This is a genomic window from Streptomyces violascens, from assembly GCF_014649955.1.
GTDB lineage: Bacteria > Actinomycetota > Actinomycetes > Streptomycetales > Streptomycetaceae > Streptomyces > Streptomyces violascens.
Genome location: NZ_BMUA01000002.1, coordinates 620,487 through 646,890, shown reverse-complemented (window position 1 = coordinate 646,890; position 26,404 = coordinate 620,487). Strand labels below are relative to the sequence as shown.

Below are 26,404 nucleotides of genomic sequence, written 5' to 3'. Positions count from 1 at the left end.
CCTCCAAGGAGACGTACAGGAATATGTGGTCGGCCAAGCAATGGCTCCGAGAGTCACTGTAACGCATTAATTGGCCGACCAAGGTAATCTTGACGCATGACGTCCGAAGACCCCGCCTGTACCCAGTACTCCCGCCTGCCGAGCGCCGCCGCCTGCGGACCGTTCAGTCACGCGGTCTCCCGGGTGGCCCGGCTGCACCGCATCGCCGCGGGCCGCCTGCTGCGCGCCATCGGGCTCTACCCGGGGCAGGAGTTCCTGATGATGCACCTGTGGGACGCGGGGGCGACCCGGCAGTCCGAGCTGATCAAGCTTCTCGAACTCGACCCGTCGACCGTCACCAAGATGCTCCAGCGCCTGGAGCAGGCGGGCTATGTGCGGCGCAGCCCGGATCCGAAGGACCGGCGGGCCTCGCTCGTCGAGTCGACCGAGGACGGCTTCGTACTCCACGAGCGGGTGAAGGCGGCCTGGAGCGAGCTGGAGGAGCAGACCCTGACCGGCCTCGACCCGGCCGAACAGGCCGAGCTGGCACGGCTGTTGGGGAAGGTCGAGGCCAATCTGTGCCGTACGGCGGGCGACGAGGCCGGCTGCGGGAAGTGAGGCGCCCGGGGAGCCTCGGCTCCCCGGGCGCACCCCGGGTTCAGCGGGCGGGCAGCAGGTCGAGCAGCCGGTCCACGTCCTCGGCCGAGGTGTAGAAGTGGAAGGCCGCGCGCAGGTTGCCCGCGCGGTTGGAGAGCTCGATGCCCGCGCGGCTCAACTCCTCCTGGCGGTGGCCGAGTCCGGGCACCGCCACGATCGCCGAGCCGGGCGCGGCCACCGGCTCGTACCCGAGCGGCGCGAGCCCCGCGCGGAAGCGGTCGGCGAGCGCGGTGTTGTGCGCGCGGATGCGTTCGGCGCCCAGCTCCTCGACGAGCGCGAGGGAGTGCCGGGCCCCGGTGTACGAGAAGAGCGCGGGGCTCTCGTCGAACCGCCGCGCGGAGTGGGCGAGTTCCTCGACCGGCCCGTAGCAGCTGTCCCAGGGGTGCTCGCCGGCCACCCAGCCCGCGAAGACCGGGTTCAGGCCGCCGAGGTCGTCGGGGACAGTGAGGAAGGCGACCCCGCGCGGGGTGGTCAGCCACTTGAAGCCGACGGTCACCGTGAAGTCGTACGCGTCGGCGTCGACGGGGTACCAGCCCGCCCCCTGGGACACGTCGACCAGGGTCCTGGCGCCGTGGGTGCGGGCGGCCTCGCGGATCGCGGCGAGGTCGGCGATGCGGCCGTCGGCGGACTGGACCGCGCTGACCGCGACAACGGCGGTGCCCGGCCGCACCGCCTCGGCGAGCCGGTCGAGCGGGGCAGTGCGCACCTTCAGGTCGCGGCACATGTGGAACGGGTTCACCACCGAGCTGAAGTCGGCCTCCGCGACGAGGACTTCGGACCCTTCGGGCAGGGAGGCCGCGACGAGCCCGGTGTAGACGGCGACCGACGCACCGGCCGCGACGCGCCGCACGGACACGCCGGCGAGCCGGGCGTAGGTGGCGCGGGCCGCCTCCACGTCGCCGAACATGTCGGTCGGCGCCCCGGCGGCGGAGGCGGCCACGGCTTCGCCCATGGCCGCCACGGTCCGGGCGGGCAGCAGCCCGGTGCTGGCGGTGTTGAGGTAGGTGGTCTGCGGGGCGAACTCGCTGCGCGCGAGGGAGTCCAGTTCCATGACTCCACCCTGAATCCCCGCCCACCCCAAGTCAATTGGGCAAAATTGACCGAGACCCCTAAGCAACGCTTATGAAAGGGGCTTCAGCGGGGAACCTCGCACCCCTCGGGGCCGCAGGCCTCGGCGTCGCCCTCGACGATCTTCAGGGCCGGGGTGTGCGCCCGCCAGGCCTGCTCCAGAGCCTGCGTGAAGACCTCGGCGGGCTGGCCGCCGGAGATCCCGTACTTCCGGTCGAGCACGAAGAACGGGACGGCGTTGGCACCGAGCTCGGCCGCCTCGCGCTCGTCCGCGCGCACCTCGTCGGCGTAGGCGTTCTCGTCGGCGAGCACGGTACGGACCTCGTCGGCGTCCAGACCGGCCGCGACCGCGATCTCGACCAGGACCTCGGCGTCGAAGACGGAGCGCTCCTCGGCGAAGTTGGCCCGGTAGGCGAGGTCGAGCAGCTCGCTCTGGCGGCCGCGGGCCTTGGCCAGGTGCAGGACGCGGTGGATGTCGAAGGTGTTGCCGTGGTCGCGGCCGTCGGCCAGGTAGCCCAGGCCCTCGGCGTGCGCGTTGGACGCGACGTGCGCCTCCATCTCACGGGCCTCCTCGATGGTGCGGCCGTACTTCTTGGCCAGCATCGGGATCACCGGGCCGATGTCGCCCTTGGGGCGGCTGGGGTCGAGCTCGAAGGAGCGGTGGACCACCTCGATGTCGTCGCGGTGGGCGAACTCCGCCAGGCCCTTCTCGAAGCGGGCCTTGCCGATGTAGCACCACGGGCAGGCGATGTCGCTCCAGATCTCGACGCGCATGTCACTTCTCTCAGTTTGTTGAAGGTCGTACGTTTTAGGCCAACGCGCAGGGCGCCCGGCCCATTCCCGAGCGCTTTCGCCCAGGTCAGGCCGCCGGGGCCAGCCTGCTGAAGGTGGCCCGGTAGGCGCTCGGGGTGAGGCCGGTGCGCCGTACGAGGTGGCCGCGCAGGGAGTCGGCGCTGCCCAGGCCACTGGATTCGGCGACCTGGTCCATGGCGAGGGTGGTCGTCTCCAGGAGCTCCTTGGCCCGCTCGATGCGCTGGTGAAGGAGCCACTGGAGCGGGCTGACCCCGCTTTCGGCGTGGAAGCGCCGGGTCAGGGTGCGCACGCTGACGCCCGCGTGCCGGGCCAGGTCGGTGAGGGTGAGCGGCTTGTCGAGGTTGCGCATCGCCCAGCCCCGGGTGTCCGCGCAGACCGTCCCGCGCTCGGCGGGCAGCGGGGTCTGGGTGAACTGGGTCTGCCCGCCCGGCCGCACCGGCGCCACCAGCGCCTGGCGGGCCACCGTGTTGGCGACGGCGGCGCCGTAGTCGGTGCGGATGATGTGCAGGCACAGGTCGATCCCGGCCGCGTACCCGGACGAGGTCATGACGTTGCCGTCCTGGACGTACAGGACGTCACCCTTGAGGTCGAGCGCCGGGTAGCGCCTGCGCAGTTCCTCGGCGAGTTCCCAGTACGTGGTGGCGCTGCGGCCGTCGAGCAGTCCGGCCTCGGCGAGCACGAAGGCGCCGCTGCAGATGGACGCGATGCGCACGCCCTCGGCGGCCGCCTTCGCGACCACGGCCACGGTGCGCGGGTCGGGCTCGTAGCGCTGCCCGGTCCCGGCGACGAGCACCGTATCGGCCCCCTCGACCGCGTCCAGGCCCCGGCCCACGGACAGATCGAGCCCGCCGGTCGTGGCGATCGGCCCCGGCTCGGGCGTGCAGACGACCAGATCGTACCCGGGCTCCCCCGCCACCTCGACCTTGCCGAAGAGCAGTTCGGGGATGGCGAGGTTGAACATCGAGACGGGCGAGGGCGCGATGACGGCGACCCGGTGCAGCGGCATGGCCAGAACCTCCGGACGTATGGCGTTCAGGCCACTACTGTACGCGGCCGGCGCTCGCCAAGCTGGGGGCATGTCACCCAACGCCGCACTCCAAGCCCCGCCCGCCGACCACCAGTTGACCCCGAGGCCGCCGCGCGGCGCCTCCCCCGCCCTGGCCCTCGCCGCCTCCCTGCTCGGCTTCGCGCTGATCACCCTGGACGCCTCCGTGGTGAACGTGGCGCTGCCGGCGATCGGCAGCGACCTCGGCGGCGGCATGTCGGGCCTCCAGTGGGTGGTGGACGCCTACACGCTCGCGTTCGCCGCGCTGATGCTCTCGACCGGGGCCTTCGCCGACCGGATCGGCTCGGCGAAGGCGTACGCGCTGGGCACGGTGGTCTTCACCCTGGCCTCGGCGGCCTGCGGCCTGGCCCCGGACCTCGGCGTACTGATCGGCGCCCGCGTCGTCCAGGGCGTGGCAGCGGCGGTGGTCCTGCCCGCCTCCCTCGCCCTGGTCCGCCAGGCGTATCCGGACCCGGCCCGGCGGGCCAGGGCGGTGGCGCTGTGGGCGGCAGGGGGTTCGGTCGCCGTCGCGCTCGGCCCGGTCGCGGGCGGCGCCCTGACCACGGTGTGGGACTGGCGCGGCATCTTCTTCATCAACCTGCCCCTCGGCCTCGCGGCCCTCGCCCTGACCACCCGCGCACCGCGCACCGAGCGCCGCCCCGCGCCGCTGGACCTGCCGGGCCAGCTGACGGCGGCGATCGCGCTGGCCGCACTCGCCTTCGCGGTGATCGAACAGGGCACGGTACGGATCGTGGCGGGCGCGGTGGCAGTGGCCGCGGGGGTGGCGTTCTGGCTGATCGAGCGCCGCGTCGCGCACCCGGTGGTGCCGCTCGGCCTGTTCCGCAACCGCACGGTGACCGTCGCCATCGGCGCGGGCGCGGCGGCCAGCGTCGCGTTCTACGGGGTGATCTTCGTCTTCAGCCTGTACTTCCAGCGGGTGCGCGGAGAATCCGCCCTGACGGCCGGCCTGATGTTCCTGCCGATGACGGCACTGATCCCGGTGGTGAACGTGCTGTCGGGCAAGCTGTCGACCCGGTACGGGGCCCGGGTCCCGATGCTGGCGGGCCAACTCCTGGCCCTGGCCGGGTTGCTGGTGCTCCTTCTGGCCGACGAGCACACCCCCACCCTGCTCGCCGCGTTCCTGATGGTCCCGCTCGCGCTGGGCTGCGGCACCTCGGTGCCCGCGCTGACCGCGGCGATGATGGAGGCGCTGCCGCAGGAACGGGCGGGGCTCGCGGCGGGCGTCCTCAACGCGGGCCGGCAGGTCGCGGGGGCGCTGAGCATCGCGGTGTTCGGGACGCTGGTGGCGGGCGGGGGCGGGTTCGTGCCGGGCCTGCGGACGAGTCTGCTGGTCGCGGCGGGGTTGTTCGCGGTGTCGGCGCTGGCGACGCTGCGGCTGCGACCGTCGGCGGGGTAGCTTTCCCCACCCCGCCCCTTCCCGAGACCCTCCGGGAGTTGAAGGACCCTGGGGCTCCGGCCCAGACCCCGTTCGCGCCTCAAGGACGCTCGTCCTCAAACGTCGGCCAGGCTGAAATGCCCCGGTGCAGGCCAGCACTGACTCTGCCAGGGGCGCGGGGAACTGCGCGATCAGCCACGCACGGTCCGCGGTCGACCGACCACGCCTCGGGCGTAGTCCCCCACCTCCCCCCCCGGAGGGTCTCGGGAAGGGGCGGGGTGGGGGATTCCGGGGTCCGGGGCGGAGCCCCGGGAGGGCGCCCGGGGTCAGGTTCCGTCGCGCAGATCCGGCGGCGCACACCCCCGGAACTCCACCGAGTCGAAGGCCACCGCACACCCCTCCCCCGCAGGCGACTGCGCCAGGAAGCCGACCCGGGCCCCGGCACTCTCCTCCGCCGTCCCGAGCGCGAAGACCCGGACGAAGATCCAGCGCTCGCCGTCCGTCGAGGCGTGGAAGGCGAACGCCTTGCCGGTCCGGCTGACGCGGAGCCAGACGCTGTCCCCCTCCACCTCCCAGGAGTTCGCGTCGTCGGAAAGGCCCCGCGTGACCACCGTGCAGATCGTCGGCCGCCGCGGCGAGAGCTCCAGGCAGAGCTTGGCCCACTGCCGCTCGCCCACGTGGACGTACAGGACGCCCGCGTCGAAGGGCGCCTCGAAGGAGACGGTCGCCCGCGCGATCAGCTGGAAGTCGCCCGCGGGGGGCGTTCCGAGCAGCCGGGGCGCGTCGGAGGCGGGCTCCAGGCTCTCCCCGCCCGGCGGCACGAACCGGTCCTGGCGGGCTCCGGCGCGTACCGAGAGGACGCCGTCGTCGTACGTCCAGGGCGCCTCGGGCCCGAACGGCTCCAGCGGGAAGGGCAGTTCGGGCAGGCGCACCGTCATCCGAGGGTGCCGTTCACGCGGCGGGGCAGCCCCAGCGGGTTGTCGTCGCGCAGCTCCGGCGGCAGCAGGGCCTGGGGGATGCTCTGGTACGTGACCGGGCGCAGCCAGCGTTCCACGGCGGTGGCGCCGACCGAGGTGGAGGTGGAGGTGGTCGCCGGGTAGGGGCCGCCGTGGTGCTGGGCGGGGGCGACCGCGACCCCGGTGGGCCAGCCGTCCACCAGGACGCGGCCCGCCAACTGGGTCAGCTTCGCGAGGAGTTGGGACCCCGAGCCCTCGCCCGCCGCCTCCGCGGAGGACAGTTGGAGGGTCGCGGTCAGGTTGCCCGGCAGGCGCGAGAGCACCGCGCCGATCTCGGACTCGTCCGCGTACCGGGCGACGACGGTGACCGGGCCGAAGCACTCCTCCAGGAGCAGGTCGTGCTCGCCCTCCGTGGCCAGCAGGGCCGCCGGTACGGTCAGGAATCCACCGCTCACGGTGTGCTCGCCGCCCGCGCCGGGCGTGACCGGGGCCTCGACGCCGGGCAGCGCGGCCCGCTCGGCGACCCCGGCGACGAACGCGTCCCGCATCCGGTGGTCGAGCATGACCCCGGCGTCGGTGTCGCTGACGGCCGCCGTGAGGGCCTTGATCAGCGCGTCGCCCGCCTCGCCCTGGGGGGCGAGCACGAAGCCGGGCTTGGTGCAGAACTGGCCGACACCCACGGTCATCGAGGCGCCGAGCCCCGACCCGATCTGCTCGCCGCGCTCTTCGGCGGCGGCCGCCGTCACCACGACGGGGTTGAGCGAGCCGAGCTCGCCGTGGAAGGGGATCGGCACGGGCCGTGCGGCCGCCGCGTCGAACAGCGCCCGTCCGCCGCGCACCGACCCGGTGAACCCGGCGGCCGACACCAGCGGATGACGTACGAGCTCGACGCCCGCGGTGAAGCCGTGCACCAGGGCCACGACGTCCTCGGGGAGGCCCGCCTGGACGGCCGCGCGGCGCAGGAGCGAGACGCACAGCTCCGAGGTCGCCGGGTGGTCCGGGTGCGCCTTGACGACGACCGGGCAGCCGGCCGCGAGCGCGCTCGCGGTGTCGCCGCCGGGCACGGAGAAGGCGAGCGGGAAGTTGGACGCCGAGTAGACGGCGACGACACCGAGCGGGATCTTGACGCGCCTGAGGTCCGACCACGGCGGGGTGCGGGACGCATCGGCGTGGTCGATGCGTATGTCGAGGAAGGAACCGTCCTCGACGGCCTCGGCGAACGCCCTCAACTGGGCGGTGGTCCGGGCCAGTTCGCCCTTGAGCCGGACCGGTCCGAGCGCCGTCTCGGCGTCGGCAGCCTCCACCACGTGCTCGGCCGAGGCGTCCAGGAGGTCGGCCGCGGTCCGCAGGAACACGGCGCGTACGCTCAGGCCGGCCAGGGCCCCGCGGGCGGCGTGGGCGGCCCGGACGGCCTGGTCGACCTCTTGGGGCGTGGCTTCGACCGCGACCTCTTCACGCGGCTTCCCCGTTCGGGGGTCGACACTCCAGACTGGTGCTGCTGCGCTCACCGCATTGTCCTTCCACTGCCGGTCCGCTCCTGCCACCCACCAGGACTTGTTCGGTATTCTGAACAGAGTTCCCGGTGCTGAATATGCTGGGACTCTATTAACGGGCGTTCCGCCTTGGCAAGAAGCCTCGGCGAGAAGGAGCGGGGTGCTGGATGTCGGCTGCCGATTCAGGTGGAGCACAGGTCAAGTCCGCGGTGCGGACCGTCGAGTTGCTCGAGTATTTCGCAGGGCGGCCCGGAATGCACTCCCTCGCCGCGGTCCAGGAAGCGGTTGGCTACCCGAAGTCCAGTTTGTACATGCTTCTGCGCACGCTGGTCGAGCTCGGCTGGGTGGAGACCGACGCGACGGGCACCCGGTACGGCATCGGCGTGCGGGCCCTGCTGGTCGGCACCTCGTACATCGACGGCGACGAGGTGGTGGCGGCGGCCCGCCCCACCCTCGACCGGCTCTCGGACGACACCACCGAGACGATCCACCTCGCCCGCCTCGACGGCACGAACGTGGTCTACCTCGCCACCCGCCAGTCGCAGCACTATCTGCGCCCGTTCACCCGCGTCGGCCGCCGCCTGCCGGCCCACTCGACCTCGCTCGGCAAGGCGCTGCTCGCCACCCACAGCGACGAGCAGGTGCGCAAGCTGCTCCCGGAGACCCTCCAGCAGCTCACCGAGCACACCATCACCGACCGCGAGAAGCTCATCGAGGAGCTGCACCTCATCCGCGAGCAGGGCTACGCCGTGGACCGCGAGGAGAACACGCTGGGCCTGCGCTGCTTCGGCGTCGCGATCCCGTACCGCACCCCGGCCCGCGACGCGATCAGCTGCTCGGTGCCGGTGGCCCGGCTCACCCCGGCCCACGAACAGATGGTGAAGGACGCCCTGTTCGACGCCCGCGACCGTCTGACGCTGGCGACCCGCCGCCTCTGACGGTCCCGCCTCCCCTCCCCCGCGCGGCGGAGGCGGATCATCGGGGCGCAGGACGCGGTGGGGCGGGGCCGCGCGGGAGCGTGAAGGCATGACCACCGCCGCCCTCACGCGCCCCGCGCTCCGTCCCGCCCTGCGGGCCGTCGCCATCGCCGCCTGCCTCCCCTACCTCGCCCTCAAGATCGCCTGGGTCGCGGGCAGCCACCTGGGCATCCCGGACCACAGCGTCCTGCTTGCACACCGCGTCGCCATGGCGGCCGGCAACAGCGCCTCGGTGCTCATGGACTCGTGCGTGGTCGTCCTCGCGCTGCTCCTGACCCGGCCCTGGGGACTGCGGGTGAAGGCCTGGCTGCTCCTGCTGCCGATGTGGCTCGCCACCGGTCTGCTCGCGCCGGTCATGACCGGATACCCGCTCCAGCTCCTGGTGCGCGCGCTGAGCGGCACCGCCGTCGGCAAGTCGTCCGCCCCCGCGAGCACCCCGTACCTCCACGAGTGGGTCTTCGGCGTCGTCTACACGGGCTTCATCGTCCAGGGCCTCGCACTCGGCGGCTTGTTCGCGCTGTACGCCCGTGACCGCTGGGGGCACTTGTGGCGCGGCCGGCTCGGCGAGCTCCCGGACGGCACCGTGCGGCCCGCGCTGCGGGCGGCCGCCGTCGCCGTGGCGGTGCTTTCGCTGCTTCCGGCCGGGATGCACCTGCTGTGGGCGACGGGTTCGGCGGCGGGTCTGAGCCGGTCCTGGGCCGAGGAACGGACCTCCGACCAGTACGTCGTGGAGGCGGTGTTCGCGGCGTTCGCCGTGCTCGGCGCGGCCGGGGTGCTGATGGTCGCCCTCGGGCTCGGCCGGTCGCTTCCGCTCCGGGTGCCGCTGGCCCTGGCGTGGCTGGGCTCGGGCGCCACCGCCTGCTGGGGCGGCTGGCTCTGGCTCTCCGCGCTCGTGGTCACGGACGGCACCGCCGACGGGCCCACCGCGATGATGGACCTCACCTACGCTGTGCAGATGATCGTCGGGATGCTCGTCGTCACCCTGGGCGTCCGGTTCTTCGCCGAGCGCCCCCGCCACCCGGGCCGTACGCCGTGATGCGCGCGCTGTTCGGGGTGCGGGCGCGCCACCGCTGGGTCCATCTGGTCATCGGCGGGGCCCTGTTGATGCCGTACTTCCTGGTGGGCTCGGTCATCGTCGGCTCGATCACGCCCGGGGCCAGCTCCTTCGACTCGTTCCCTCGTGCGCTCGTCACCTTCGTCGTCGCGCTGCCGTTCGCGGCCGTATCCGGCCTGGTGCCGATCGCCCGGCCGCTGCTCGTGTTCGGCGCGCGGGCGCTGTCCGGGGTGGATCCGGCGGCGCTCGCCGACGGGCCCGCGCGCTCCCGGGACGCCCGCCTGCGCACCTCCGCCTGGTACACGCTGCACGTCGCACTCGGCGGAATCCTGAGCGGGATGAGCCTGGCGCTGCCCCCGTTCACGGTGTTCCTGATCGTGCTGCCCGCCTTCCCGGGCCTGCGCCACACGGTGTACAGCACCTCCGGCCCGCTCTCCAGCGGCTGGGGCATCGCGTGCGCCCCGGCCGCCGGGATCGCGATGCTGCTCGCCCTGGCGGCCTGTTCGGCGGCGGCCGGGGCGCTGCTCGCCCGGCTCGCGCCGGTCCTGCTCGGCCCGTCGCCCGCCGACCGCCTGGCCGCCGCCGAGCAGCGCGCGGCGGAGCTGGCCGTACGCAACCGGCTCGCGCGCGAGCTGCACGACTCGGTGGGCCACGCCCTGAGCGCGGTGACGCTCCAGGCGAGCGCGGCCCGCCGCGTCCTGGACTCGGACCCCGAGTTCGTACGCGAGGCGCTCGCCGCCATCGAGGAGACCACCCGGCGCACGGTCGGCGAACTCGACTCCGTTCTCGGCCTGTTGCGCCAGGACGACGGCGATCTCGCGACGCCGGACCTCACCGCCCTGGAGGGCCTGCTGTCCCGCACGGGCCTGAAGGTGGCGTACTCCCTGAAGGGCGACCCGGCCTCGGTGCCCGAGCTGGTCTCGCGGGAGGCGTACCGGATCGTGCAGGAGGGCCTGAGCAACGCCCTTCGCCACGGCGGGAGTTCACCCGTCACCCTGCAAGTCGCCCTGAGCGACGGAGAGTTGGCCCTTGTGATGGAGAACCCCTTGTCCGGGGCCGCGCCGGTGGTGCGGCCGGGCGGCGGACGCGGTCTGCGCGGCATCGCCGAGCGGGCCGTGCTGCTCGGCGGACACGCCTCGGCGGGCCCGGACGGTGACGTCTGGCGGCTCAGCGCCCGCCTCCCGCTCGGCGGTGCGCGATGAGCGGCACGGTGCGGGTGGTGGTCGCCGACGACGAGCGGATGGTGCGCACGGCGCTGCGGGTGATCCTCGACGCCGAGCCCGACCTGGAGGTCGTCGGCGAGGCCACCACGGGCGCCGAAGCCGTCTCGGTCGTCCGCGACAGGCTTCCCGACGTCGTTCTGATGGACGTCCGGATGCCCGAGATCGACGGCATCCGCGCCACCGAGCAGATCCTGGCCACGCTCTCCGCGCCGCCGAGGATCGTGGTGGTCACGACCTTCGAGAACGACAGTTACGTGTACGACGCGCTGCGCGCGGGCGCCTCCGGGTTCCTCCTGAAGCGGGCCGCCGCCGAGGAGCTGATCCAGGCGGTCCGCCTGGTCGCCCGCAGCGACTCGCTCCTGTTCCCCGCGAAGGTCCGCGAGCTGGCCGCCCGGCACTCGTCCGCCCGCGCCGCAGCCCCCTGGACGGCCCGGCTCACCGAGCGCGAGGCGGAGGTCCTCCGCCTGATGACGACGGGCCTCACCAACGCGGAGATCGCCGGGCGGATGGGCGTGGGACCCGCCACCGTGAAGACCCATGTCGCCTCGGTCCTGGCCAAGACGGGCACCCGCGACCGCACCCAGGCGGTGATCGCGGCGTACGAGTCGGGCTTCGTACGGCCCCGATGAAGGTTTCCTGAGAACCCGGCACAACAGGAACTCCGCGCTCCGGCCCGTCCGTCTTGCGTACGGGATGAACAAGACAATCAGGCGCGCCTCGGTCTTCTGTCTGCTGATGGTGCTCGCCCTCCTCGGACGAGCCACCTATGTGCAGTTCTACCAAGGCCAGGCCCTCGCGGACGACAAGCTGAACCGGCGGAACACCATCGCGGAGTACTCGCAGCCGCTCGGGGACATCATCGTGGCCGGCTCGCCGGTCACCGGCTCGGAAAGGACGAAGAGCGGCGACCTCGCCTACCAGCGCAGCTACAAGGACGGGCCGATGTACGCGCCGGTCACGGGCTACGCCTCGCAGGTGTACGGATCGACCCAGCTGGAGGGGATCTACTCCAAGGTCCTCGACGGCAGCGACCCGCGCATGCAGAACCCGTTCGACGCGCTCACCCGGCAGCGCGCGCCCGGCGGCGACGTCCTGACGACGATCGACCCGGCGGTGCAGAAGGCCGGGTTCCAGGCGCTGGGCAACAAGGAGGGCGCGGCCGTCGCGATGGACCCGAAGACCGGCCGCATCCTCGGCATGGTCTCCACCCCGTCGTACGACCCGTCGAAGATCGCGGGGTCCTCCTCCGCGGACGGCGACGTGTGGAAGCAGCTGTCCGAGGACAAGAGCCAGCCGATGCTCAACCGGGCGCTGCGCCAGCCGCTGGCGCCGGGCTCCACGTTCAAGCTGGTGGTGGCGTCGGCGGCGCTCGAGAACGGCCTCTACTCCTCGATCGACGAGAAGACGACGAGCCCCAACCCGTACCGGATGCCGGGCACGACGACGGACCTGCGCAACGAGTCGGCGTCCGCGCCCTGCGAGAACGCCTCGATCCGTACCGCGCTCGAATACTCCTGCAACAACGTCTTCGGCAAGATGGCCGTGGACCTGGGCCAGGACAAGGTGCGGGCGATGGCCGAGAAGTTCGGCTTCAACGACGCGGAGCTGGACGTGCCGGTGCGCGCGGCGGCGAGCGTATACCCGAAGAAGATGAACGCGTCGTCGACGGCGCTGTCGGGCATCGGCCAGTTCGACGTGACGGCGACGCCGATGCAGATGGCGATGGTGTCGGCCGCCATAGCCAACGACGGCGTCATGTCCTCACCCCACATGGTGTCCAAGGTGACGGACTCCAAGGGAAGCACCCTCCAGTCCTACCCGGACTCGGACGGAAAGCGCATCATGTCGTCGAAGACGGCCCAGCAGATGTACAGCGCGATGGTCTCGGTGGTCACCGACGGCACCGGCTCCAACGCGAAGATCGACGGCATGGAGGTCGGCGCCAAGACGGGCACGGCCCAGCACGGTGTGGACAACTCCAAGAAGCCGTACGCCTGGTTCACCTCGTTCGCCAAGGACGCGAAGACCGGCAAGGAGGTCGCGGTGGCCGTGGTCATCCAGGACTCGGACGCCGAGCGCTCGGAGGTCAGCGGCAACGGCCTGGCGGGTCCGGTGGCCCAGGCGATGATGAAGGCGGCACTGGCCTCGCAGTGAGGCACGGTCCGGGGCGCACGCGGACGGACGGGCGCCCCGGACCGAAGTGGTCGGCACCAAGGGCTACGGCAGGAAGTACATCGGGTTCGGGATCTTGTACGTGTTGTCGGCGTAGCCGCCCGAGAGGTCGGTGTACTGGTCGCCGAGGTTGGCGACGATGTTGTAGCCGAGCGACTCGATGTGCTTGCGGGTGCCGGCCTTGTAGTCGACGGTCGAGCAGGTCCAGGTGGGCTTTCCGCAGCTCAGGTAGGCCGGCGGGTTGGCCTTGTCCTTGAGGAAGAAGTGCGCGGCGTCGACCGGCACGTTGTAACCGGCCTTGGTGAGGTTGGCGGCGCTGGCGTTGCGCTGGGAGGCGTCGCGCCCGGTGAGGAAGAAGACGGTGACGCCGTTCTTGGCCGCGTAGTTGACCAGGTCCGGCATGCCGAACACGGCTATCGACTGCGCGCTCTGCACATAGGCGTTGAAGGCGGCGGCGTTGTAGGCGAAGCCGTTCTTCTTCTCGTAGTCGTACGTCAGGAGCGTCGTGTCGTCGACGTCGAGCACGATGGCGGGCTTGCGGCCGTCCCGCCCGGGGTGCTCGGCGGCGTGCTTGATCTGCCGCTTGGCGCGGGCCTCGATGTCGGCAACCTGCTTGGCGTAGTTGCTCTTGGGCGACGCCTGGAAGTTTCCGGAGGCGTCGGCGGTACCGCCGTAGTACGCGTTGATCTTGTCTTCGACCTTGGTGATGTTCGGGATCTCGCGGTCCGACTTCGGCGCGGCGTTGTCGGCGGAGGCCGCGCCGACGCCGTAGAAGGCGACGCCGGTGACGGCGAACGCGGCGGCGGTGGCTGCGGCTTTGGTGAGAGTGCGCATGGGGAGTGTCTACGCGCATCACATGGCGTCCCGCCAGGGGAAATGCGGAAATCTTTGCCGCACTGTGTCCTACCGGGGGTAGGACCCCACCCCGCCCCTTCCCTAGACCCTCCGGGGGGGAGTTCGTTCGGCTGCGGCCCGGTGGCTGCTGGGGCTCCGCCCCAGACCCCGTTCGCGCCTGAAGGGCGCTCGTCCTCAATCGCCGGACAGGCTGAAATGTCCCGGCGCGGGCCGGCACCCCCTGCTGGGGGCGCGGGGAACTGCGCGCCCAGCCACGCACGGTCCGCAGCCGAACCATCACCGCCCCCGGAGGGTCTCGGGAAGGGGCGGGGTGGGGAACGCGCCGCAGGCCGCTACCCCAGCACTCCCGCCCTCCGTACCGCCTCCAGGTCCGCCCCCGACGCCAACCCCGCGTGGTAGAGCCGGAGTTCGGTCGCACCGAGCGCCGCCACCCGAGCCGCATCCCCCGCCAGCTCCCCCGGCCGGCCCCCCATCCCCGACACCACCGTAAGGTTCGCCGCAAGCACCCCCGAAGAGCCCAGCGCCGCGAAGGGCGCGAGAAGCTCCGGGCCGCCCGCGCAGGGCACCACCACCCCGTCGGCCACGCCGAGGACGTGCCCCGCGTCGACCCCCGCATTGGCCCCGCACCGCTCCGGCCGCGGATCCGCATGCAGCAGCACCTGGAACCCCGGCCCACCCCGCTCCCGTACCGCCGCGACGGCCGCCTCCTGGAGCTCCCGTGCGGCGCGCGTACGGAACTCCAGCGTGTCCGCGAGCAGTTCCGCGCCGGACGCCCCCACCGGCCCGCCCCGCCACACCGGCTCCAGTGCCCCCCGCACCCGTACCCTCAACTCACCGGCCTCCAGGCCGACTTCGCCGTACCCCCGCTCGCAGGACGCACAGAAGCACAGCGACATCAGATACTCCGCGGTGCCGTCCAGTGCCACGCCCGCGATCTTGTCGTGGCCGTGCAGATGCGCGAGGCCGTACCAGCCGCAGGATTCGAGTTCGGTGCCGCCCGCGCCGGGGCGCGCCGCCGCCTCCGCCGCCAGGGCGACGAGGTAGGCGCGGACCCGGGGCCGGGCGATGCAGGGCGCCCACGGGTAGCGGTCGCCGTACGCGTTGACCACCGATGTCTCGGGGTGCTCCGCGCCCAGCCGGGAGTTGTGCGCGAGCACCACCCAGGAGTGGACGTCGAGACCGGCCGCCGCCAACGATGCGGCGGCCTCGCCGTACGCGTCGCCCGGCGCCCAGGCACCGGCCCCGTACGGCCTCAACTCCCTTCCCTGCCAGTGCGGTTCGTCCGGCGGGTACAGCACCGCCGCATGCTCGGCCGTGACGATGCGGTGCCGTGGGTGGTGCGGGGTCAGGGCGCGGGTCGAGTGGTAGGCGGAGGCCAGCGTCACCTGGCGTACGCCGAGGTCGGCGATGCGGGCGGGGGCGTCCGGGTCGCCGAGGACGTCCCACGGATAGAGGAACGCGGACGCCTTCACGCGCCCGCCCCGGGTGCGCCCGACCCGGCCTCCCCCGATCCCAGCAGCCCCCGCCCCCGCTCGATCAGCGCGGCCAACCGCTTGACGTGGTCCGCGTCCGGCTCGCTCAAGGGCGGCCGCACCTCGCCCACCTCCAGGCCGCCGAGACGCACCCCCGCCTTGACCAGCGACACCGCGTACCCGCGCCCTTGGTTGCGCAGTTCGACGAGCGGCACGAAGAAGCCGTCCAGGAGGCGGTTGGCCAGGGCGTCGTCGCCGGATTCGAGGGCTCGGTGGAAGGCCAGCGCGATGTCGGGGGCGAAGCAGAACACCGCCGACGAGTACAGGGTGATGCCGATGCCCCGGTAGGCGAGGCCGGTCAGTTCGGCGGTGGGCAGGCCGTTGAAGTACAGCGGGTCCAGGCCCGCCGAGCGTACGGCGCTCACGATCCGCTGCATCAGATCGAGGTCGCCCAGGCCGTCCTTGAAGCCGATGACGCCGTCGACGCGGGCGAGCGCGACGGCCGTTTCGGGGGTGAGGACCGCGTTGTCTCGCTGGTAGACGATGACGTCCAGCGAGGTCGCCGCGGCCAGTTCGGTGTAGTGGCGCAGCAGGCCCGCCTGGTCGGCGACGACGAGATAGGGCGGCATCGCGAGCAGCCCGTCGGCGCCGGCCTCCTCGGCGAGGCGGGCGTACTCGACGGCGAGGGCCGTGCCGTATCCGGCGCCCGCGACCACCGGGACGCGGCCCGCGCTCTCCTCGACGGCTGCGGCGACACAGGCCCGGAACTCCCCCGGCGTCAGGGCGTGGAACTCCCCGGTGCCGCAGCAGGCGAACACGGCGGCAGCACCCGCCTCGATCCCCTGGCGCACGTGCACGCGGAAGATGTCGAGGTCGAGGCCGCCGTCGGGCCCGTACGCGGTCACGGGGAAGAACAGCGGTCCGCTGACGTGAGTGAGGCGGGCGGCGAGCGGGGCTGAGGTCACGGGCTGCTCCCTGAACAAGGACCGTCGTGCACAATTCTGACTGACGTCTATATTTCTGAACGCAGCCACGCTAAGCCCGCGCCCGGGCGGCGGTCAAGGCGAACAGCCTTGACGCGCGGGCGGATTCGACACCTTCGCGGGCTACTTGACGACCTTCCGCCGCACTCCCTAGCGTGTCCACGCATGTGAATCATGTCCATGGATGCGGCAGGCCGCCCTTCCGCATCCTCCATGAACGGCCCCGTACCCCGAGGAGAGCCCATGCCCCGTCCCCGCACCGTCCTGCTCACCGGCGCCGCCGGCGGGCTCGGCACCCTGATGCGCGGGCTGCTCCCGGCGTACGGATACGAGCTGCGGCTCCTGGACATGCTGCCCGTCCCCGGCGAGCCGGACGCGATCACCGCCGACCTCGCCGACCGGGACGCGCTGCGCGAGGCGGTGCGCGGGGTCGACGCGGTCCTCCACCTCGCGGGGATCTCCCTCGAAGCCTCCTTCGACAAGATCCTCAAGGCCAACATCGCGGGCACGTACCACCTCTACGAGGCCGCGCGCCAGGAGGGCGTCCGGCGGATCGTGTTCGCCTCCTCCAATCACGCGGTCGGCTTCACGCCCCGCCCGCAGGGCGCGGACGACCCGTTGATTCCGGTCGCCACCGCGCACCGGCCCGACACCTTCTACGGGCTTTCCAAGGCCTTCGGCGAGGACCTCGCGCAGTTCTACTGGGACAAGCACGGCCTGGAGACCGTCTCGGTCCGCATTGGCTCCTGCTTCCCGGAGCCCACCTCCGTAAGGATGCTGTCGATCTGGATGAGCCCCGGCGACGGGGCCCGGCTCTTCCACGCCGCACTCACGGCCGAGCACGTCGGGCACAGCGTGGTGTACGGATCGTCCGCCAACACCCGCCTGTGGTGGGACCTTTCCTCGGCGCGGGCGCTCGGTTACGAGCCTCGGGACGACTCCGAGCAGTACGCCGACAAGCTCATCGCCGAGCAGGGCGAGCTCGACCCGGACCTGCCCGAGCACGCCTGCCTCGGCGGCCACTTCACCACCGACCCGCCCATCTGGCCGCACTGACACCCCTTGGAGCAGGGAGAACGCGGCGCCGACATTGGGGCGAGGTTCAAGGAACCGTAAAGCGGCGCCGCTCGTTTCCGGGGCATGACCGCAATGACCCCCGGCTCGAACCTTCCGCTCCCGACCACCCGCGTGACGGTGGACGTCGCCGCCCCCGTGCGGCTCGACGTCTCGGGCCTGCTGCTCACCGCCGACGGCAAGGTGCGCTCGGACGACGACTTCATCTTCTACAACCAGCCGCAGGGCCCCGGTGTCACCCACCGCTCCGGCGGCGGCACCGCGCCCGACGCGATCGTCGTGGACACCTCCGCGGTGCCGCCCGGCATCGAGAAGATCGTGGTGACCGCGAGTCCGGACGCGGCGGGCCAGACCTTCCAGGGCATCGAGCCCACGGCCACGGTGCGCAACGGGGACGACGGCAGCGTGATCGCCACCTTCACCCCGCCCCGCCTCGGCACCGAGACGGCCCTGGTGGTCGTGGAGATCTACCTGCGCGGCGGCGCCTGGAAGGCCCGTGCGGTGGGCCAGGGGTACGCCAACGGGCTGGCCGGAATCGCCACGGACTTCGGCGTCTCGGTCGAGGAGCCCGCGGCGCCGCCCGCCGCACCCCCGATGCCGTCCGCCCCGCCGGCCGACCCGCGCCTCGCGGCCCCGGCCCCGGCGGCCCCCGCGGCACCGGCCGCGCCCGCCGCCGCGCCCGCCAGCAGCGGGAAGATCAACCTGGACAAGGGCCGGGTCAGCCTCCAGAAGAACCAGACGGTCTCCCTGGTCAAGGGCGGCCGCCCGCTGCTCTCCCAGGTCAAGATGGGCCTCGGCTGGGAGCCCGCGTTCCGCGGCAAGGACATCGACCTGGACGCGTCGGTGATCGCGTACGGCCCGCAGCGCAACCATCTGGACAGCTGCTACTTCGGCAAGCTCTCCATCCTGAACGGCGCGATCAAGCACTCCGGCGACAACCTGACGGGCGAGGGCGCGGGCGACGACGAGGTGATCGTGGTCGACCTCGGCCGCATCCCCGCCGAGGCCACCGGTCTGGTCTTCACCGTCAACTCCTTCTCCGGCCAGAAGTTCACCGAGGTCGCCAAGGCGTACTGCCGCCTGATCGACGCGGTGAGCGGCGAGGAGCTGGTGCGCTTCGACCTGACCGGGGCGGAGCCGCAGACCGGCGTCATGATGGCGAAGCTCATCAGGCAGTTCTCCGGCGAGTGGGAGATGACCGCGCTCGGCTCGTTCGTGAAGTCCCGTACGGCCCGCGGCATGGTGAAGCCGGCGGCCGAGGTGCTGTAACGCGCCACGATCGCCGGGCGAGGGCGGCGGGGCCAGGGGCCTCGCCGCCCTCACGCATGCGCCCCGCCCGAGCCGCCCCCCTGCCCACTCCTGCGACCGCCTCTGTGGGAACCCCACAACACCCCTGGGACAAATCGCTGCCTCCCTACCATTCGCGCGAAGCCACCTCCCCTGGCAGAGTCGGAGCATGAGCGATCTTGGAGAAGTACTCGTCACCGGGCTCGGCGCGATCACCCCGCTCGGCGCCGACACCGCGACCACCTGGTCCGGGATGCTGGGCGGCACCTCCGGAGTCGGCCTGATCGAGGAGGAGTGGGCGGACGGCCTGCCGGTCCGGGTGGCCGCCGGGCTTTCCGTGGACCCCCTCTCGCTGCTCGCCCGCGTCGAGGCCCGCAAGCTTGACCGTTGTGAACAACTCGCGATGATCAGCTCTCGCGAGGCCTGGCAGGACGCGGGCACCCCGGAGGTCGCACCGGAGCGGCTCGCCGTGGTGATCGGCACCGGCACCGGGGGCGTGCTGACCACGCTGGGCCAGGACGACACCTTCGAGCAGGGCGGCGCCCGGAAGCTCTCCCCGTACGCCGTGCCGATGCTCATGCCGAACGGGCCCGCCGCCTGGGTGTCCATGGAGCTCGGCGCGCAGGGCGGGGCCCGCACGCCGGTGAGCGCCTGTGCGTCGGGCGCCGAGGCGATCGCGATGGGCCTGGACCTGATCCGCGCGGGGCGGGCCGATGTGGTGGTGGCCGGTGGCACCGAGGCCTGTCTGCACCCGTTCACGATCGCCGCGTTCGCGCAGATGAAGGCGCTGTCGACCGAGGACGCGGACCCGGCGTCGGTGTCCCGGCCGTTCGACAGGGACCGCAGCGGCTTCGTGATGGGCGAGGGCGCGGGGATACTGGTCCTGGAGCGCGCCGAGTTCGCTCGGGCCCGGGGAGCGCGGGTGTACGGGTCGGTGGCCGGGGCGGCCGTCACGTCCAGCGCGGACCACATCACGGCCTCGGACGTGGCCGGTCAGGTCCGGGCGATCGAATCGGCGCTGCGGGACGCCCGGTTGAGCCCCGCCGACATCGGCGTGGTGCACGCCCACGCCACCTCGACGCCGTCGGGCGACCTCGCGGAGGCGGAGGCGGTGGCCAAGGCCATCGGCACGCACCCGGTGGTCACCGCCACCAAGTCGATGACCGGCCACATGCTGGGCGCGTCCGGCGCGGTGGGAGCGATCGCGGCACTGCTCGCGCTGCGCGACGGCACCGTGCCCGCGACCCGCAACCTGGACCACCTCGACCCGGCGGTGACACTCGACGTGGCCGGCGAGAACCGTACGGGATCGTGGGACGCGGCGCTCGCCAACTCCTTCGGGTTCGGCGGGCACAACGTGAGCCTGGTGCTCGGACGGGCCTCCTGACCTCCCGGCCGACGGGGCCCTGGAGGACGCGGGCAAGCGGCCGCCGCGTATAAACGGCAGGGCAACCGCCTTCGACCTGGGGAGAGTTCATGAATCTGCCGGCCACCGACCGCCGCGTACTCGTCAGCGGGGCCTCCCGTGGGCTCGGCCGTGCCGTCGCCCAGGCGTTCGCGGCCCAGGGGGACCGCGTGGCCGTGCACTTCGGGTCCCGGGAGGAGGAGGCCCGCGAGACCCTCGACTCGCTGAAGGGGGCGGGGCACGCGCTGGTCGGCGGCGATCTCACCGACCCCGCCGGGGCCCGTCGCGTCGCCGATGCCGCGGCCGACGCGCTCGGCGGCATCGACGTCCTGGTGAACAACGCGGCCGTGAACCTCCGCCATCCGCTCGCCGAGACCCCGTACGAGGAGTGGGCCGAGCTCTGGCAGCGGCACGTGAGCGTGAACCTCCTCGCCACCGCCAACCTCAGCCATCTCGCGGCGTCCCGGATGATCGAGCAGGGCACGGGCGGGCGGATCGTGAACATCGGCTCGCGCGGCGCCTTCCGCGGCGAGCCCGACCACCCCGCCTACGGGGCGACCAAGGCGGCGGTGCACGCGCTCGGCCAGTCGCTCGCGGTGTCGCTCGCCCCGTACGGGATCTCGGTCGCCTCGGTCGCGCCCGGGTTCTTCGAGACGGAGCGCGTCGCGGGCCGGCTGAGCGGGGCGGAGGGCGAGGCGATCCGGGCGCAGTCGCCGTTCGGGCGGGTCGCCTCCGCCGAGGAGATCGCGGAGGCGGTGCGCTGGCTCGCCTCACCACTCGCCCAGTGGTCGTCGGGCGCGGTGCTCGACCTCAACGGGGCGTCCCACCTGCGGACGTGAGCCGGCTCCCCGCATGCGGCCGGGTGGCCCCCTGATCAAGGGGTCAGGGGGCCACCCGTATCAGCCCTACACCCAGGGCCAGTTGGCCGAGCGGCCCGCTTCGAGCAGCGGCACCATGCGGAACGCCGCGTCCGTCAGGCCCGCGAACACATGGCGGTTGTCCGTGCCGGACGGGCCGTGCCCCACCCGGTACCCCGCGAGGTTCCAGGTGTAGACCGGCACGTCCGCCGGGACCAGCGCCGTCGGGTCGCCGCCGTAGTGGTGCGAGGCCTGCTCGTCCGTCACGATCAGCACCCGGTCGTGGCCGCGGTAGTACTTGCGCACCGCCTCGGCCGTGTTGGTGCCGCCCAGGTCGCCGAACCGCTCCAGGATCTTCAGGACGGACTCCCCCGCCCTGTACTTCACCCGCGCGCTGTCGGTACCGAACTCCACCAGGTCCGCGTCCGCGGCCCGCAGCGCGAGCGCCGTACCGAAGATCGCGGCCGCGTCCGCCCGGTTGAGCTTGGAGCGGTCCGAGAGCGGCGACCACATCGAGCCCGAACGGTCGACCAGGATCAGCGTGCGCCCGCCGAGCGCGGGCACGTTGGCCAGCGAGTGGCCGAGCGCCTTCTCCAGCGGGTACGACCAGCGCAGCGACGGCGCGTGCTGGTACGCGGCGAGGTAGCGGAACGGGAACTGCCGGGACTTCGCGACGACTTCGGGGTCCGATATCTTCGCGGCGACCGAGGCTGCCACCTCGTCCGAGACGCCCGCCTCGTCGAAGTTGCGCAGGTTGCACACCAGGGCCATCGGGCCCATCGACGGGATGACCGCCTCCCAGGCCTCCTTGTCCATCGGCCCCTGCAGCCAGCCCGCGAGCGCCTCCCAGGTCAGTCCCGCCCCGGCAAGGCGTTCGGCGCCGTCCGGCGCGAGCACGACCGCCCGGCGCTCCTCGACCGGCAGCGCCATCAGCTCGCGGTGCGCGCTCAGCACCCGGTCGCCGGCCGGCGGCACCGCGGTGTCGGGGTGGTGGCGGCGGTCGAGCGCGTACCGGAACAGCTCGCCCTGCCACGGCTTGGCCGGGTCGGGCGCCGCGTGCACCAGGTTGAGGATGTCGCCGAAGCGATACCCCTTGGACGCGGTGTCGTACTTGAGCAGCGACTTCCCGCTGTAGAGGCGGCGTACGGCATCGGCGATCCCGCGCTTCACGGGCTTGGGCACGTTCCGCCCGTACATCGAGGTCCAGTATCCGAGCAGCTCGCCGGGCTCGTCCGGGCGGAGCAGCACCGAGGCGACGACCTGCCGGTTGGAGGGGCCTCCCGCGGCGCCCACGTCGAGGCGCGCCTTGACGTACTCGGCGGCGCCGACGACCGAGGCGGTACGCATCCCGCCCTCGCCGCGCAGCCAGCCGAGCAGGCCCGCGGTCCACTCGGGGTCCTCGACGGCGAGCCCCCGCACGAGCGCCGCGAACCGGCCGTCGCGGGCCTCGCCGGTCTCGTAGAAGGTCTGCTGGGACACGAAGTTGGCGACCGCGAGCAGGAAGAGCTCGGACCTGGCGTCCCGCAGGTGGCCGGGGCCGCCCTCGTGCGTGACGGCGGTGGCGCCGGTGGACGCCACGGGCGAGGTGGTACGCGACTTGGTGGCGCGCAGGTTGAACCGAGCCATGATGAATGGCCTCCCGAGATCGAATTCGGCGACGGCGGATTTCGTTGGAGGAAGTAGCCGTGGCCTGCGCACCGGGAGGTGCACAAACTGATGAGTGTGGGTGCCTCGGAAGCAGGTCCCGCCTGCGCATCCGGACGAGTTCGACCTTAGGCGCGGGGCCGGACGACATGCCAAGCATTTTCGGCGGCCGGAGCCGGTGAGAGTCTCCGTGCCGGCTCAACCAGGCGCAGGAAAGGCCTGGTTGGAGGTGGCCGGACAGCCCACCGCCCGGGGGCCGTGCGGCCTCCGGGCGGTGGGAGTGTGGCGAGACGTCAGGCGCGGGAGCGGGCCTTGAAGGCCGCCTTGCGGGCCTCCTTCGCCGTGGGCTTGTCGGGGTGGAGGCGGCCCATCGCCTCCAGGACGTCGGCGGTCGCGGGGTGCTCCACCCGCCAGGCCGCGTCGAAGAACCCGCTGTGCTGGCCGACCAGGCCCTCGACGAGTTCCTGGAGCTCCTCCAGGTCACCCTCCACGGCGAGCTGCGCGGCGATGGTGTCGATGGCCAGCCAGAAGATCATCTCCTCGGACGGCGGCGGCACGTCGGGGACGCCGCGCTCGGCGAGCCAGACCCGGGCGAGGCCGCCCAGTTCGGGGTCGGGCAGCACCTCGCGCACGGCGGGTTCGGCGGAGGCGCCGGTCAGGGCGAGGGCCTGCTGGCAGTGCAGCCGGCGCAGCGGGCCGCCCTCGTCGCCGCCCCGGGCCGCGGTGAGCAACTCCCTTGCCGCTTCGGCCGGTTCGCGCCGCGCGAGCCACTGCTCGGTCTCGGCGCGGGCCGAGAGCTCGGGGAAGAAGGCGATGCCGTCGAGCAGCGCGTCGGCGCCCTTGTCGGCCAGATCGCCGACGGCCGGGGCGTCCACGCCGGCCTCCAGCATCCGGGCGCGCACGCCGTAGAGGCCGAGCGGGGTGAGCCGGACCATGCCGTAGCGGGAGACGTCCTCGTCGTCGACCGGCGGGGCGGGCTCGTCGCCGACCTCGGCCATCAGGGCCTCGTCGACGGGCTCGTACTCGACCAGGCCGATCGGCTCCAGGAGCCGGAACTGGTCGTCGAGGCGCATCATCGCGTCGGAGACCTGCTCCAGGATGTCGTCGGTGGGCTCGCCCATGTCGTCGGGGACGATCATCGAGGCGGCGAGCGCGGGCAGCGGCACGGGCCCCTCGGGGGTGCCGCCCTCGCTGACGGTGAGCAGGTACAGGTTGCCGAGGACGCCCTCCAGGAAGTCGGCCTCCTCCTCGGGGTCCCATTCGAGGCGGTCGAAGTCGATCTCGCCGTTCTCGCCGACCAGGTCGGCGAAGTCGTCGATCATCGGGGCGGTGGCGTCCGCGAAGACCACGTCGAAGGCATCCAGCCAGACGGCGAGCACGTCGTGCGGCGAGCCGGAGGTGAGCACGGAGAGGTTGTCGCCGGCACAGGCGGTGCCCTCGGCGTCCTCGTCCTCCTCGCCCGCGGAGTTCGGCGTCTCGGGGGCGTCCTCGATGTCGACGAGGCCGGTGTCGACCGCGACCCGCCAGGCCTCGCTCGCGTATGCCGGGCCGTCCTGGTCGTCGCCCAGGCCGAGTTCGGCGGCGGCCGCGGGCAGCTGCTCCTCGACGAGTTCGCCGCCCGCGCCGACCCGGGTGTCGGGCCCGGCCCAGCGGGCGAGCCGCACGGCGCGGGCGAGCAGCGGGGCGGACAACGCGTCCCGGGCCAGCTCCGCCTCGGAGTTCAGCCGTACCGGCGGCAGGGTGGGGCGGTCTCCGGACATCTGGGGGTACTCCTCGGCCGTACGGTCTGGGCGCTCTGGGTCGCGCTGGATCAGCGATGGTTGAGCGGCACCCAGCGTAGACGCATTTCACCGGGTTTCGCTGCGCCAGCCGTGCGCACCCGGCGCCCGCCCCCGCCTCTCCCGGCTCCGCGGCGGCGCGCCCTGGGCGGCGGCCGCACCCCGCCCCCGGGGGTTCACGTACCCGTCGGTTCTGATCCACCCAAGAACTCTTGACAACTCCCCACCCCAGACAAGAGATTGACGCGCGTAGAACCGCACCGCCGCACGCACCGTTCTCTCCTCTCCTTCCCTCATCACCTCCGGAGTACCTGAATGCCCGTTCCCAGAACCGCCGCCGTGTCCGCCGTGGTCGCCACCGCACTCGCCGCCGGACTGGTCTGCGCCGCCTCCTCGCAGGCGGCGGCTCCCGCCGCCCCCGTGCAGGCGAAGATCCATGACATCCAGGGCACCACCCGGATATCCCCGCTGTCCGGCCAGCAGGTCACGGGCGTGACCGGTGTCGTCACCGGCGTGCGCGCCTACGGCTCCTCCAAGGGCTTCTGGTTCCAGGACACGGCACCCGACAAGAACCCCGCCACCAGCGAGGGCATCTTCGTCTTCACCGGCTCGAACCCGACCGTCTCGGTGGGCGACGCGCTGGAGGTCTCGGGCACCGTGACCGAGTACGTGCCCGGCGGCCTGTCCTCGGGCAACCAGTCGCTGACGCAGATCTCGAAGCCGACCGTCACGGTGGTCTCCCAGGGCAACGCGGTGCCCGCGCCGGTCGTCATCACGGCCCGCTCGGTGCCCGACCGCTACACGCCGAACGGTGACCCGGCGGCCGGAAACAGCGTCAACGGCCTCACGCTCCAGCCGAAGAAGTACGCCACGGACTACTACGAGTCCCTGGAGGGCATGAACGTCCGCGTCGGCACCTCGCGGGTGGTCGGCGCCACCGACCCGCACTCCGAGCTGTGGGTCACGGTGAAGCCGCAGGAGAACCGGACCGCCCGCGGCGGCTCGCTCTACTCCTCGTACAACGACCAGAACACCGGACGGCTCCAGATCCAGAGCCTGATCCCGACCGCCCAGCAGGCCTTCCCCACCGCGAACGTGGGCGACACCCTGACGGGGACCACCGAAGGCCCCCTGGACTTCAACCAGTTCGGCGGCTACACGATCACCGCGCGCACGCTCGGCACGGTCAAGGACAACGGTCTCAAGCGCGAGGTCACCCGCAAGCAGCGCACGGGCGAGCTGGCGGTCGCCACGTACAACGTGGAGAACCTGGACCCGAGCGACCCGCAGTCGAAGTTCGACGCGCTGGCACAGGGCGTCGTCACCAACCTGGCCTCGCCGGACATCGTGGCCCTGGAGGAGATCCAGGACAACAACGGCGCGAAGAACGACGGCACGGTGGACGCCTCGGCGACCGTGAAGAAGTTCACGGACGCGATCGTCGCGGCGGGCGGACCGGCCTACCAGTGGCGCTCGATCGACCCCGAGAACAACAAGGACGGCGGCGAGCCCGGCGGCAACATCCGCCAGGGCTTCCTCTTCAACCCGGCGCGGGTCTCCTTCACCGAGCGTCCCGGCGGCGACTACAAGACCGCCGTCGGCGTCACCGGCACCAAGGGCCACCCGGCACTCACCCTCTCGCCCGGCCGGATCGACCCGGCCAACCCGGCGTGGACGGACAGCCGCAAGCCGCTGGCCGGCGAGTTCGTCTTCAAGGGCAAGACGGTGTTCGTGATCGCGAACCACTTCGCGTCGAAGGGCGGCGACGAGAGCCTTCTCTCGCAGCACCAGCCGGTGCCGCGCTCCTCGGAGACCAAGCGGCTGCAGCAGGCCCGCGCAGTCAACGCCTTCGTGAAGCAGCTGCTCGCGGCCGACAAGCACGCGGACGTGCTGGCCGTCGGCGACATCAACGACTTCGACTTCTCGGGCACGACCAAGGCCCTGGAGGACGGCGGCGCCCTGCGCTCGGCCTACCGCACGCTGCCGAAGAAGGAGCGTTACTCCTACGTCTACCAGGGCAACACCCAGGTCCTGGACCAGGTCCTGACCAGCCCCGCCATCCGGGGCTTCGACTACGACAGCGTGCACATCAACGCGGAGTTCGCGAACCAGACCAGCGACCACGACCCGCAGATCATCCGCTTCCACCCGTAGCGGGTACGAGCCGGCCACCGCCCGCTCGTCGGCGGTGGCCAGTGCCGTACGTCCCTTCTCGG

Annotated in this window: 22 protein-coding genes; 12 read left to right on the top strand and 10 right to left on the bottom strand. The window is 72.5% G+C overall.

The annotated features are described in order from the left end of the window. Nucleotides 1-96: 96 nt before the first annotated feature. A complete protein-coding gene (locus IE206_RS08010) occupies nt 97-597 on the top strand; it encodes a MarR family winged helix-turn-helix transcriptional regulator (RefSeq protein ID WP_189961299.1) in 501 nt (166 codons plus the stop codon). Nucleotides 598-637: 40 nt separating this feature from the next. Here IE206_RS08010 and IE206_RS08005 read toward each other — a convergent pair whose 3' ends face one another. The 3 genes from IE206_RS08005 to IE206_RS07995 all read right to left on the bottom strand — a co-directional run bounded on the left by IE206_RS08005 (nt 638) and on the right by IE206_RS07995 (nt 3,523). Beyond that, the gene (locus tag IE206_RS08005) at nt 638-1,687 is read right to left on the bottom strand and encodes an aminotransferase class V-fold PLP-dependent enzyme (protein ID WP_189961298.1); all 1,050 of its coding nucleotides are present in this window, start codon (nt 1,685-1,687) and stop codon (nt 638-640) included. An 83-nt stretch (nt 1,688-1,770) separates the two neighbouring features. After that, on the bottom strand, nt 1,771-2,478 hold the full coding sequence (locus IE206_RS08000; RefSeq protein ID WP_189961297.1) for a DsbA family oxidoreductase: 708 nt from the start codon (nt 2,476-2,478) through the stop codon (nt 1,771-1,773). Nucleotides 2,479-2,563: 85 nt separating this feature from the next. Continuing rightward, nucleotides 2,564-3,523 (bottom strand): GlxA family transcriptional regulator, encoded by a 960-nt coding sequence (locus IE206_RS07995; RefSeq protein ID WP_189961296.1) that lies wholly within the window; start codon nt 3,521-3,523, stop codon nt 2,564-2,566. A 70-nt stretch (nt 3,524-3,593) separates the two neighbouring features. Here IE206_RS07995 and IE206_RS07990 point away from each other — a divergent pair, with 70 nt between their 5' ends. Continuing rightward, the gene (locus IE206_RS07990; protein ID WP_189961295.1) at nt 3,594-4,979 is read left to right on the top strand and encodes an MFS transporter; all 1,386 of its coding nucleotides are present in this window, start codon (nt 3,594-3,596) and stop codon (nt 4,977-4,979) included. Between the two features lie 305 nt (nt 4,980-5,284). Here the strand turns inward: IE206_RS07990 and IE206_RS07985 are convergent, their stop codons facing one another. Further along, the gene (locus tag IE206_RS07985; RefSeq protein ID WP_189961294.1) at nt 5,285-5,896 is read right to left on the bottom strand and encodes a DUF1349 domain-containing protein; all 612 of its coding nucleotides are present in this window, start codon (nt 5,894-5,896) and stop codon (nt 5,285-5,287) included. Further along, nucleotides 5,893-7,422 (bottom strand): aldehyde dehydrogenase (NADP(+)), encoded by a 1,530-nt coding sequence (locus tag IE206_RS07980; RefSeq protein ID WP_189961293.1) that lies wholly within the window; start codon nt 7,420-7,422, stop codon nt 5,893-5,895. The genes IE206_RS07985 and IE206_RS07980 overlap by 4 nt, the downstream gene beginning before the upstream one ends. A 152-nt stretch (nt 7,423-7,574) precedes the next feature. Between IE206_RS07980 and IE206_RS07975 the strand changes: the two genes are divergently transcribed. From IE206_RS07975 to IE206_RS07955, 5 genes are all read left to right on the top strand, one after another. Then, nucleotides 7,575-8,345: an IclR family transcriptional regulator gene (locus IE206_RS07975; protein WP_053729383.1), complete on the top strand. Its 771-nt coding sequence runs from the start codon at nt 7,575-7,577 to the stop codon at nt 8,343-8,345. A gap of 88 nt (nt 8,346-8,433) precedes the next feature. Next, entirely contained in the window at nt 8,434-9,420 is a 987-nt protein-coding gene (locus IE206_RS07970) for a hypothetical protein (RefSeq protein WP_189961292.1), read from the top strand. Next, the gene (locus tag IE206_RS07965) at nt 9,420-10,640 is read left to right on the top strand and encodes a sensor histidine kinase (RefSeq protein WP_189961291.1); all 1,221 of its coding nucleotides are present in this window, start codon (nt 9,420-9,422) and stop codon (nt 10,638-10,640) included. The genes IE206_RS07970 and IE206_RS07965 overlap by 1 nt, the downstream gene beginning before the upstream one ends. Continuing rightward, nucleotides 10,637-11,290, top strand: a complete 654-nt coding sequence (locus IE206_RS07960) for a response regulator transcription factor (protein WP_189961290.1) — start codon at nt 10,637-10,639, stop codon at nt 11,288-11,290. The genes IE206_RS07965 and IE206_RS07960 overlap by 4 nt, the downstream gene beginning before the upstream one ends. Nucleotides 11,291-11,354: 64 nt before the next feature. After that, the gene (locus IE206_RS07955) at nt 11,355-12,815 is read left to right on the top strand and encodes a peptidoglycan D,D-transpeptidase FtsI family protein (protein ID WP_189961289.1); all 1,461 of its coding nucleotides are present in this window, start codon (nt 11,355-11,357) and stop codon (nt 12,813-12,815) included. Nucleotides 12,816-12,878: 63 nt separating this feature from the next. On the opposite strand, the gene IE206_RS07950 is transcribed toward IE206_RS07955, so the two are convergent. The 3 genes from IE206_RS07950 to IE206_RS07940 form a co-directional block, all read right to left on the bottom strand. Continuing rightward, nucleotides 12,879-13,667 (bottom strand): HAD family acid phosphatase, encoded by a 789-nt coding sequence (locus tag IE206_RS07950; RefSeq protein ID WP_189961288.1) that lies wholly within the window; start codon nt 13,665-13,667, stop codon nt 12,879-12,881. 353 nt (nt 13,668-14,020) lie between these two features. After that, nucleotides 14,021-15,160, bottom strand: coding sequence for a hypothetical protein (locus IE206_RS07945; RefSeq protein WP_189961287.1), 1,140 nt, complete (start codon nt 15,158-15,160; stop codon nt 14,021-14,023). Next, nucleotides 15,157-16,125, bottom strand: coding sequence for a 5-dehydro-4-deoxyglucarate dehydratase (locus IE206_RS07940; RefSeq protein WP_189961286.1), 969 nt, complete (start codon nt 16,123-16,125; stop codon nt 15,157-15,159). The genes IE206_RS07945 and IE206_RS07940 overlap by 4 nt, the downstream gene beginning before the upstream one ends. Nucleotides 16,126-16,386: 261 nt before the next feature. On the opposite strand from IE206_RS07940, the gene IE206_RS07935 reads away from it, so the two are divergent. From IE206_RS07935 to IE206_RS07920, 4 genes are all read left to right on the top strand, one after another. Continuing rightward, nucleotides 16,387-17,199 carry an NAD-dependent epimerase/dehydratase family protein gene (locus IE206_RS07935; RefSeq protein WP_189961285.1) on the top strand — a complete coding sequence of 271 codons (813 nt, stop codon included), beginning with the start codon at nt 16,387-16,389 and terminating at the stop codon, nt 17,197-17,199. 84 nt (nt 17,200-17,283) lie between these two features. Further along, nucleotides 17,284-18,486 (top strand): TerD family protein, encoded by a 1,203-nt coding sequence (locus tag IE206_RS07930; RefSeq protein ID WP_189961284.1) that lies wholly within the window; start codon nt 17,284-17,286, stop codon nt 18,484-18,486. A 187-nt stretch (nt 18,487-18,673) separates the two neighbouring features. Then, nucleotides 18,674-19,891, top strand: a complete 1,218-nt coding sequence (locus IE206_RS07925; RefSeq protein WP_189961283.1) for a beta-ketoacyl-[acyl-carrier-protein] synthase family protein — start codon at nt 18,674-18,676, stop codon at nt 19,889-19,891. Nucleotides 19,892-19,980: 89 nt separating this feature from the next. Continuing rightward, nucleotides 19,981-20,748: an SDR family NAD(P)-dependent oxidoreductase gene (locus IE206_RS07920; protein ID WP_189961282.1), complete on the top strand. Its 768-nt coding sequence runs from the start codon at nt 19,981-19,983 to the stop codon at nt 20,746-20,748. A gap of 66 nt (nt 20,749-20,814) precedes the next feature. Here IE206_RS07920 and IE206_RS07915 read toward each other — a convergent pair whose 3' ends face one another. After that, nucleotides 20,815-22,392, bottom strand: a complete 1,578-nt coding sequence (locus tag IE206_RS07915) for a TROVE domain-containing protein (protein ID WP_189961281.1) — start codon at nt 22,390-22,392, stop codon at nt 20,815-20,817. 311 nt (nt 22,393-22,703) lie between these two features. Continuing rightward, nucleotides 22,704-24,170: a hypothetical protein gene (locus IE206_RS07910; RefSeq protein ID WP_189961280.1), complete on the bottom strand. Its 1,467-nt coding sequence runs from the start codon at nt 24,168-24,170 to the stop codon at nt 22,704-22,706. 333 nt (nt 24,171-24,503) lie between these two features. Between IE206_RS07910 and IE206_RS07905 the strand changes: the two genes are divergently transcribed. Next, nucleotides 24,504-26,342: a DUF8508 domain-containing protein gene (locus IE206_RS07905; protein ID WP_189961279.1), complete on the top strand. Its 1,839-nt coding sequence runs from the start codon at nt 24,504-24,506 to the stop codon at nt 26,340-26,342. Nucleotides 26,343-26,404: the final 62 nt, after the last annotated feature.

Bases quoted from the DNA above. Each gene is read 5' to 3' on its own strand.
- IE206_RS07950 (WP_189961288.1), bottom strand. From the start codon at position 13,667: ATGCGCACTCTCACCAAAGCCGCAGCCACCGCCGCCGCGTTCGCCGTC.
- IE206_RS08010 (WP_189961299.1), top strand. From the start codon at position 97: ATGACGTCCGAAGACCCCGCCTGTACCCAGTACTCCCGCCTGCCGAGC.
- IE206_RS07965 (WP_189961291.1), top strand. From the start codon at position 9,420: ATGCGCGCGCTGTTCGGGGTGCGGGCGCGCCACCGCTGGGTCCATCTG.
- IE206_RS07905 (WP_189961279.1), top strand. From the start codon at position 24,504: ATGCCCGTTCCCAGAACCGCCGCCGTGTCCGCCGTGGTCGCCACCGCA.
- IE206_RS07995 (WP_189961296.1), bottom strand. From the start codon at position 3,523: ATGCCGCTGCACCGGGTCGCCGTCATCGCGCCCTCGCCCGTCTCGATG.
- IE206_RS08000 (WP_189961297.1), bottom strand. From the start codon at position 2,478: ATGCGCGTCGAGATCTGGAGCGACATCGCCTGCCCGTGGTGCTACATC.
- IE206_RS07915 (WP_189961281.1), bottom strand. From the start codon at position 22,392: ATGGCTCGGTTCAACCTGCGCGCCACCAAGTCGCGTACCACCTCGCCC.
- IE206_RS07975 (WP_053729383.1), top strand. From the start codon at position 7,575: ATGTCGGCTGCCGATTCAGGTGGAGCACAGGTCAAGTCCGCGGTGCGG.
- IE206_RS07930 (WP_189961284.1), top strand. From the start codon at position 17,284: ATGACCGCAATGACCCCCGGCTCGAACCTTCCGCTCCCGACCACCCGC.
- IE206_RS07935 (WP_189961285.1), top strand. From the start codon at position 16,387: ATGCCCCGTCCCCGCACCGTCCTGCTCACCGGCGCCGCCGGCGGGCTC.
- IE206_RS07960 (WP_189961290.1), top strand. From the start codon at position 10,637: ATGAGCGGCACGGTGCGGGTGGTGGTCGCCGACGACGAGCGGATGGTG.
- IE206_RS07955 (WP_189961289.1), top strand. From the start codon at position 11,355: ATGAACAAGACAATCAGGCGCGCCTCGGTCTTCTGTCTGCTGATGGTG.
- IE206_RS07910 (WP_189961280.1), bottom strand. From the start codon at position 24,170: ATGTCCGGAGACCGCCCCACCCTGCCGCCGGTACGGCTGAACTCCGAG.
- IE206_RS07985 (WP_189961294.1), bottom strand. From the start codon at position 5,896: ATGACGGTGCGCCTGCCCGAACTGCCCTTCCCGCTGGAGCCGTTCGGG.
- IE206_RS07925 (WP_189961283.1), top strand. From the start codon at position 18,674: ATGAGCGATCTTGGAGAAGTACTCGTCACCGGGCTCGGCGCGATCACC.
- IE206_RS07990 (WP_189961295.1), top strand. From the start codon at position 3,594: ATGTCACCCAACGCCGCACTCCAAGCCCCGCCCGCCGACCACCAGTTG.
- IE206_RS07920 (WP_189961282.1), top strand. From the start codon at position 19,981: ATGAATCTGCCGGCCACCGACCGCCGCGTACTCGTCAGCGGGGCCTCC.
- IE206_RS07970 (WP_189961292.1), top strand. From the start codon at position 8,434: ATGACCACCGCCGCCCTCACGCGCCCCGCGCTCCGTCCCGCCCTGCGG.
- IE206_RS08005 (WP_189961298.1), bottom strand. From the start codon at position 1,687: ATGGAACTGGACTCCCTCGCGCGCAGCGAGTTCGCCCCGCAGACCACC.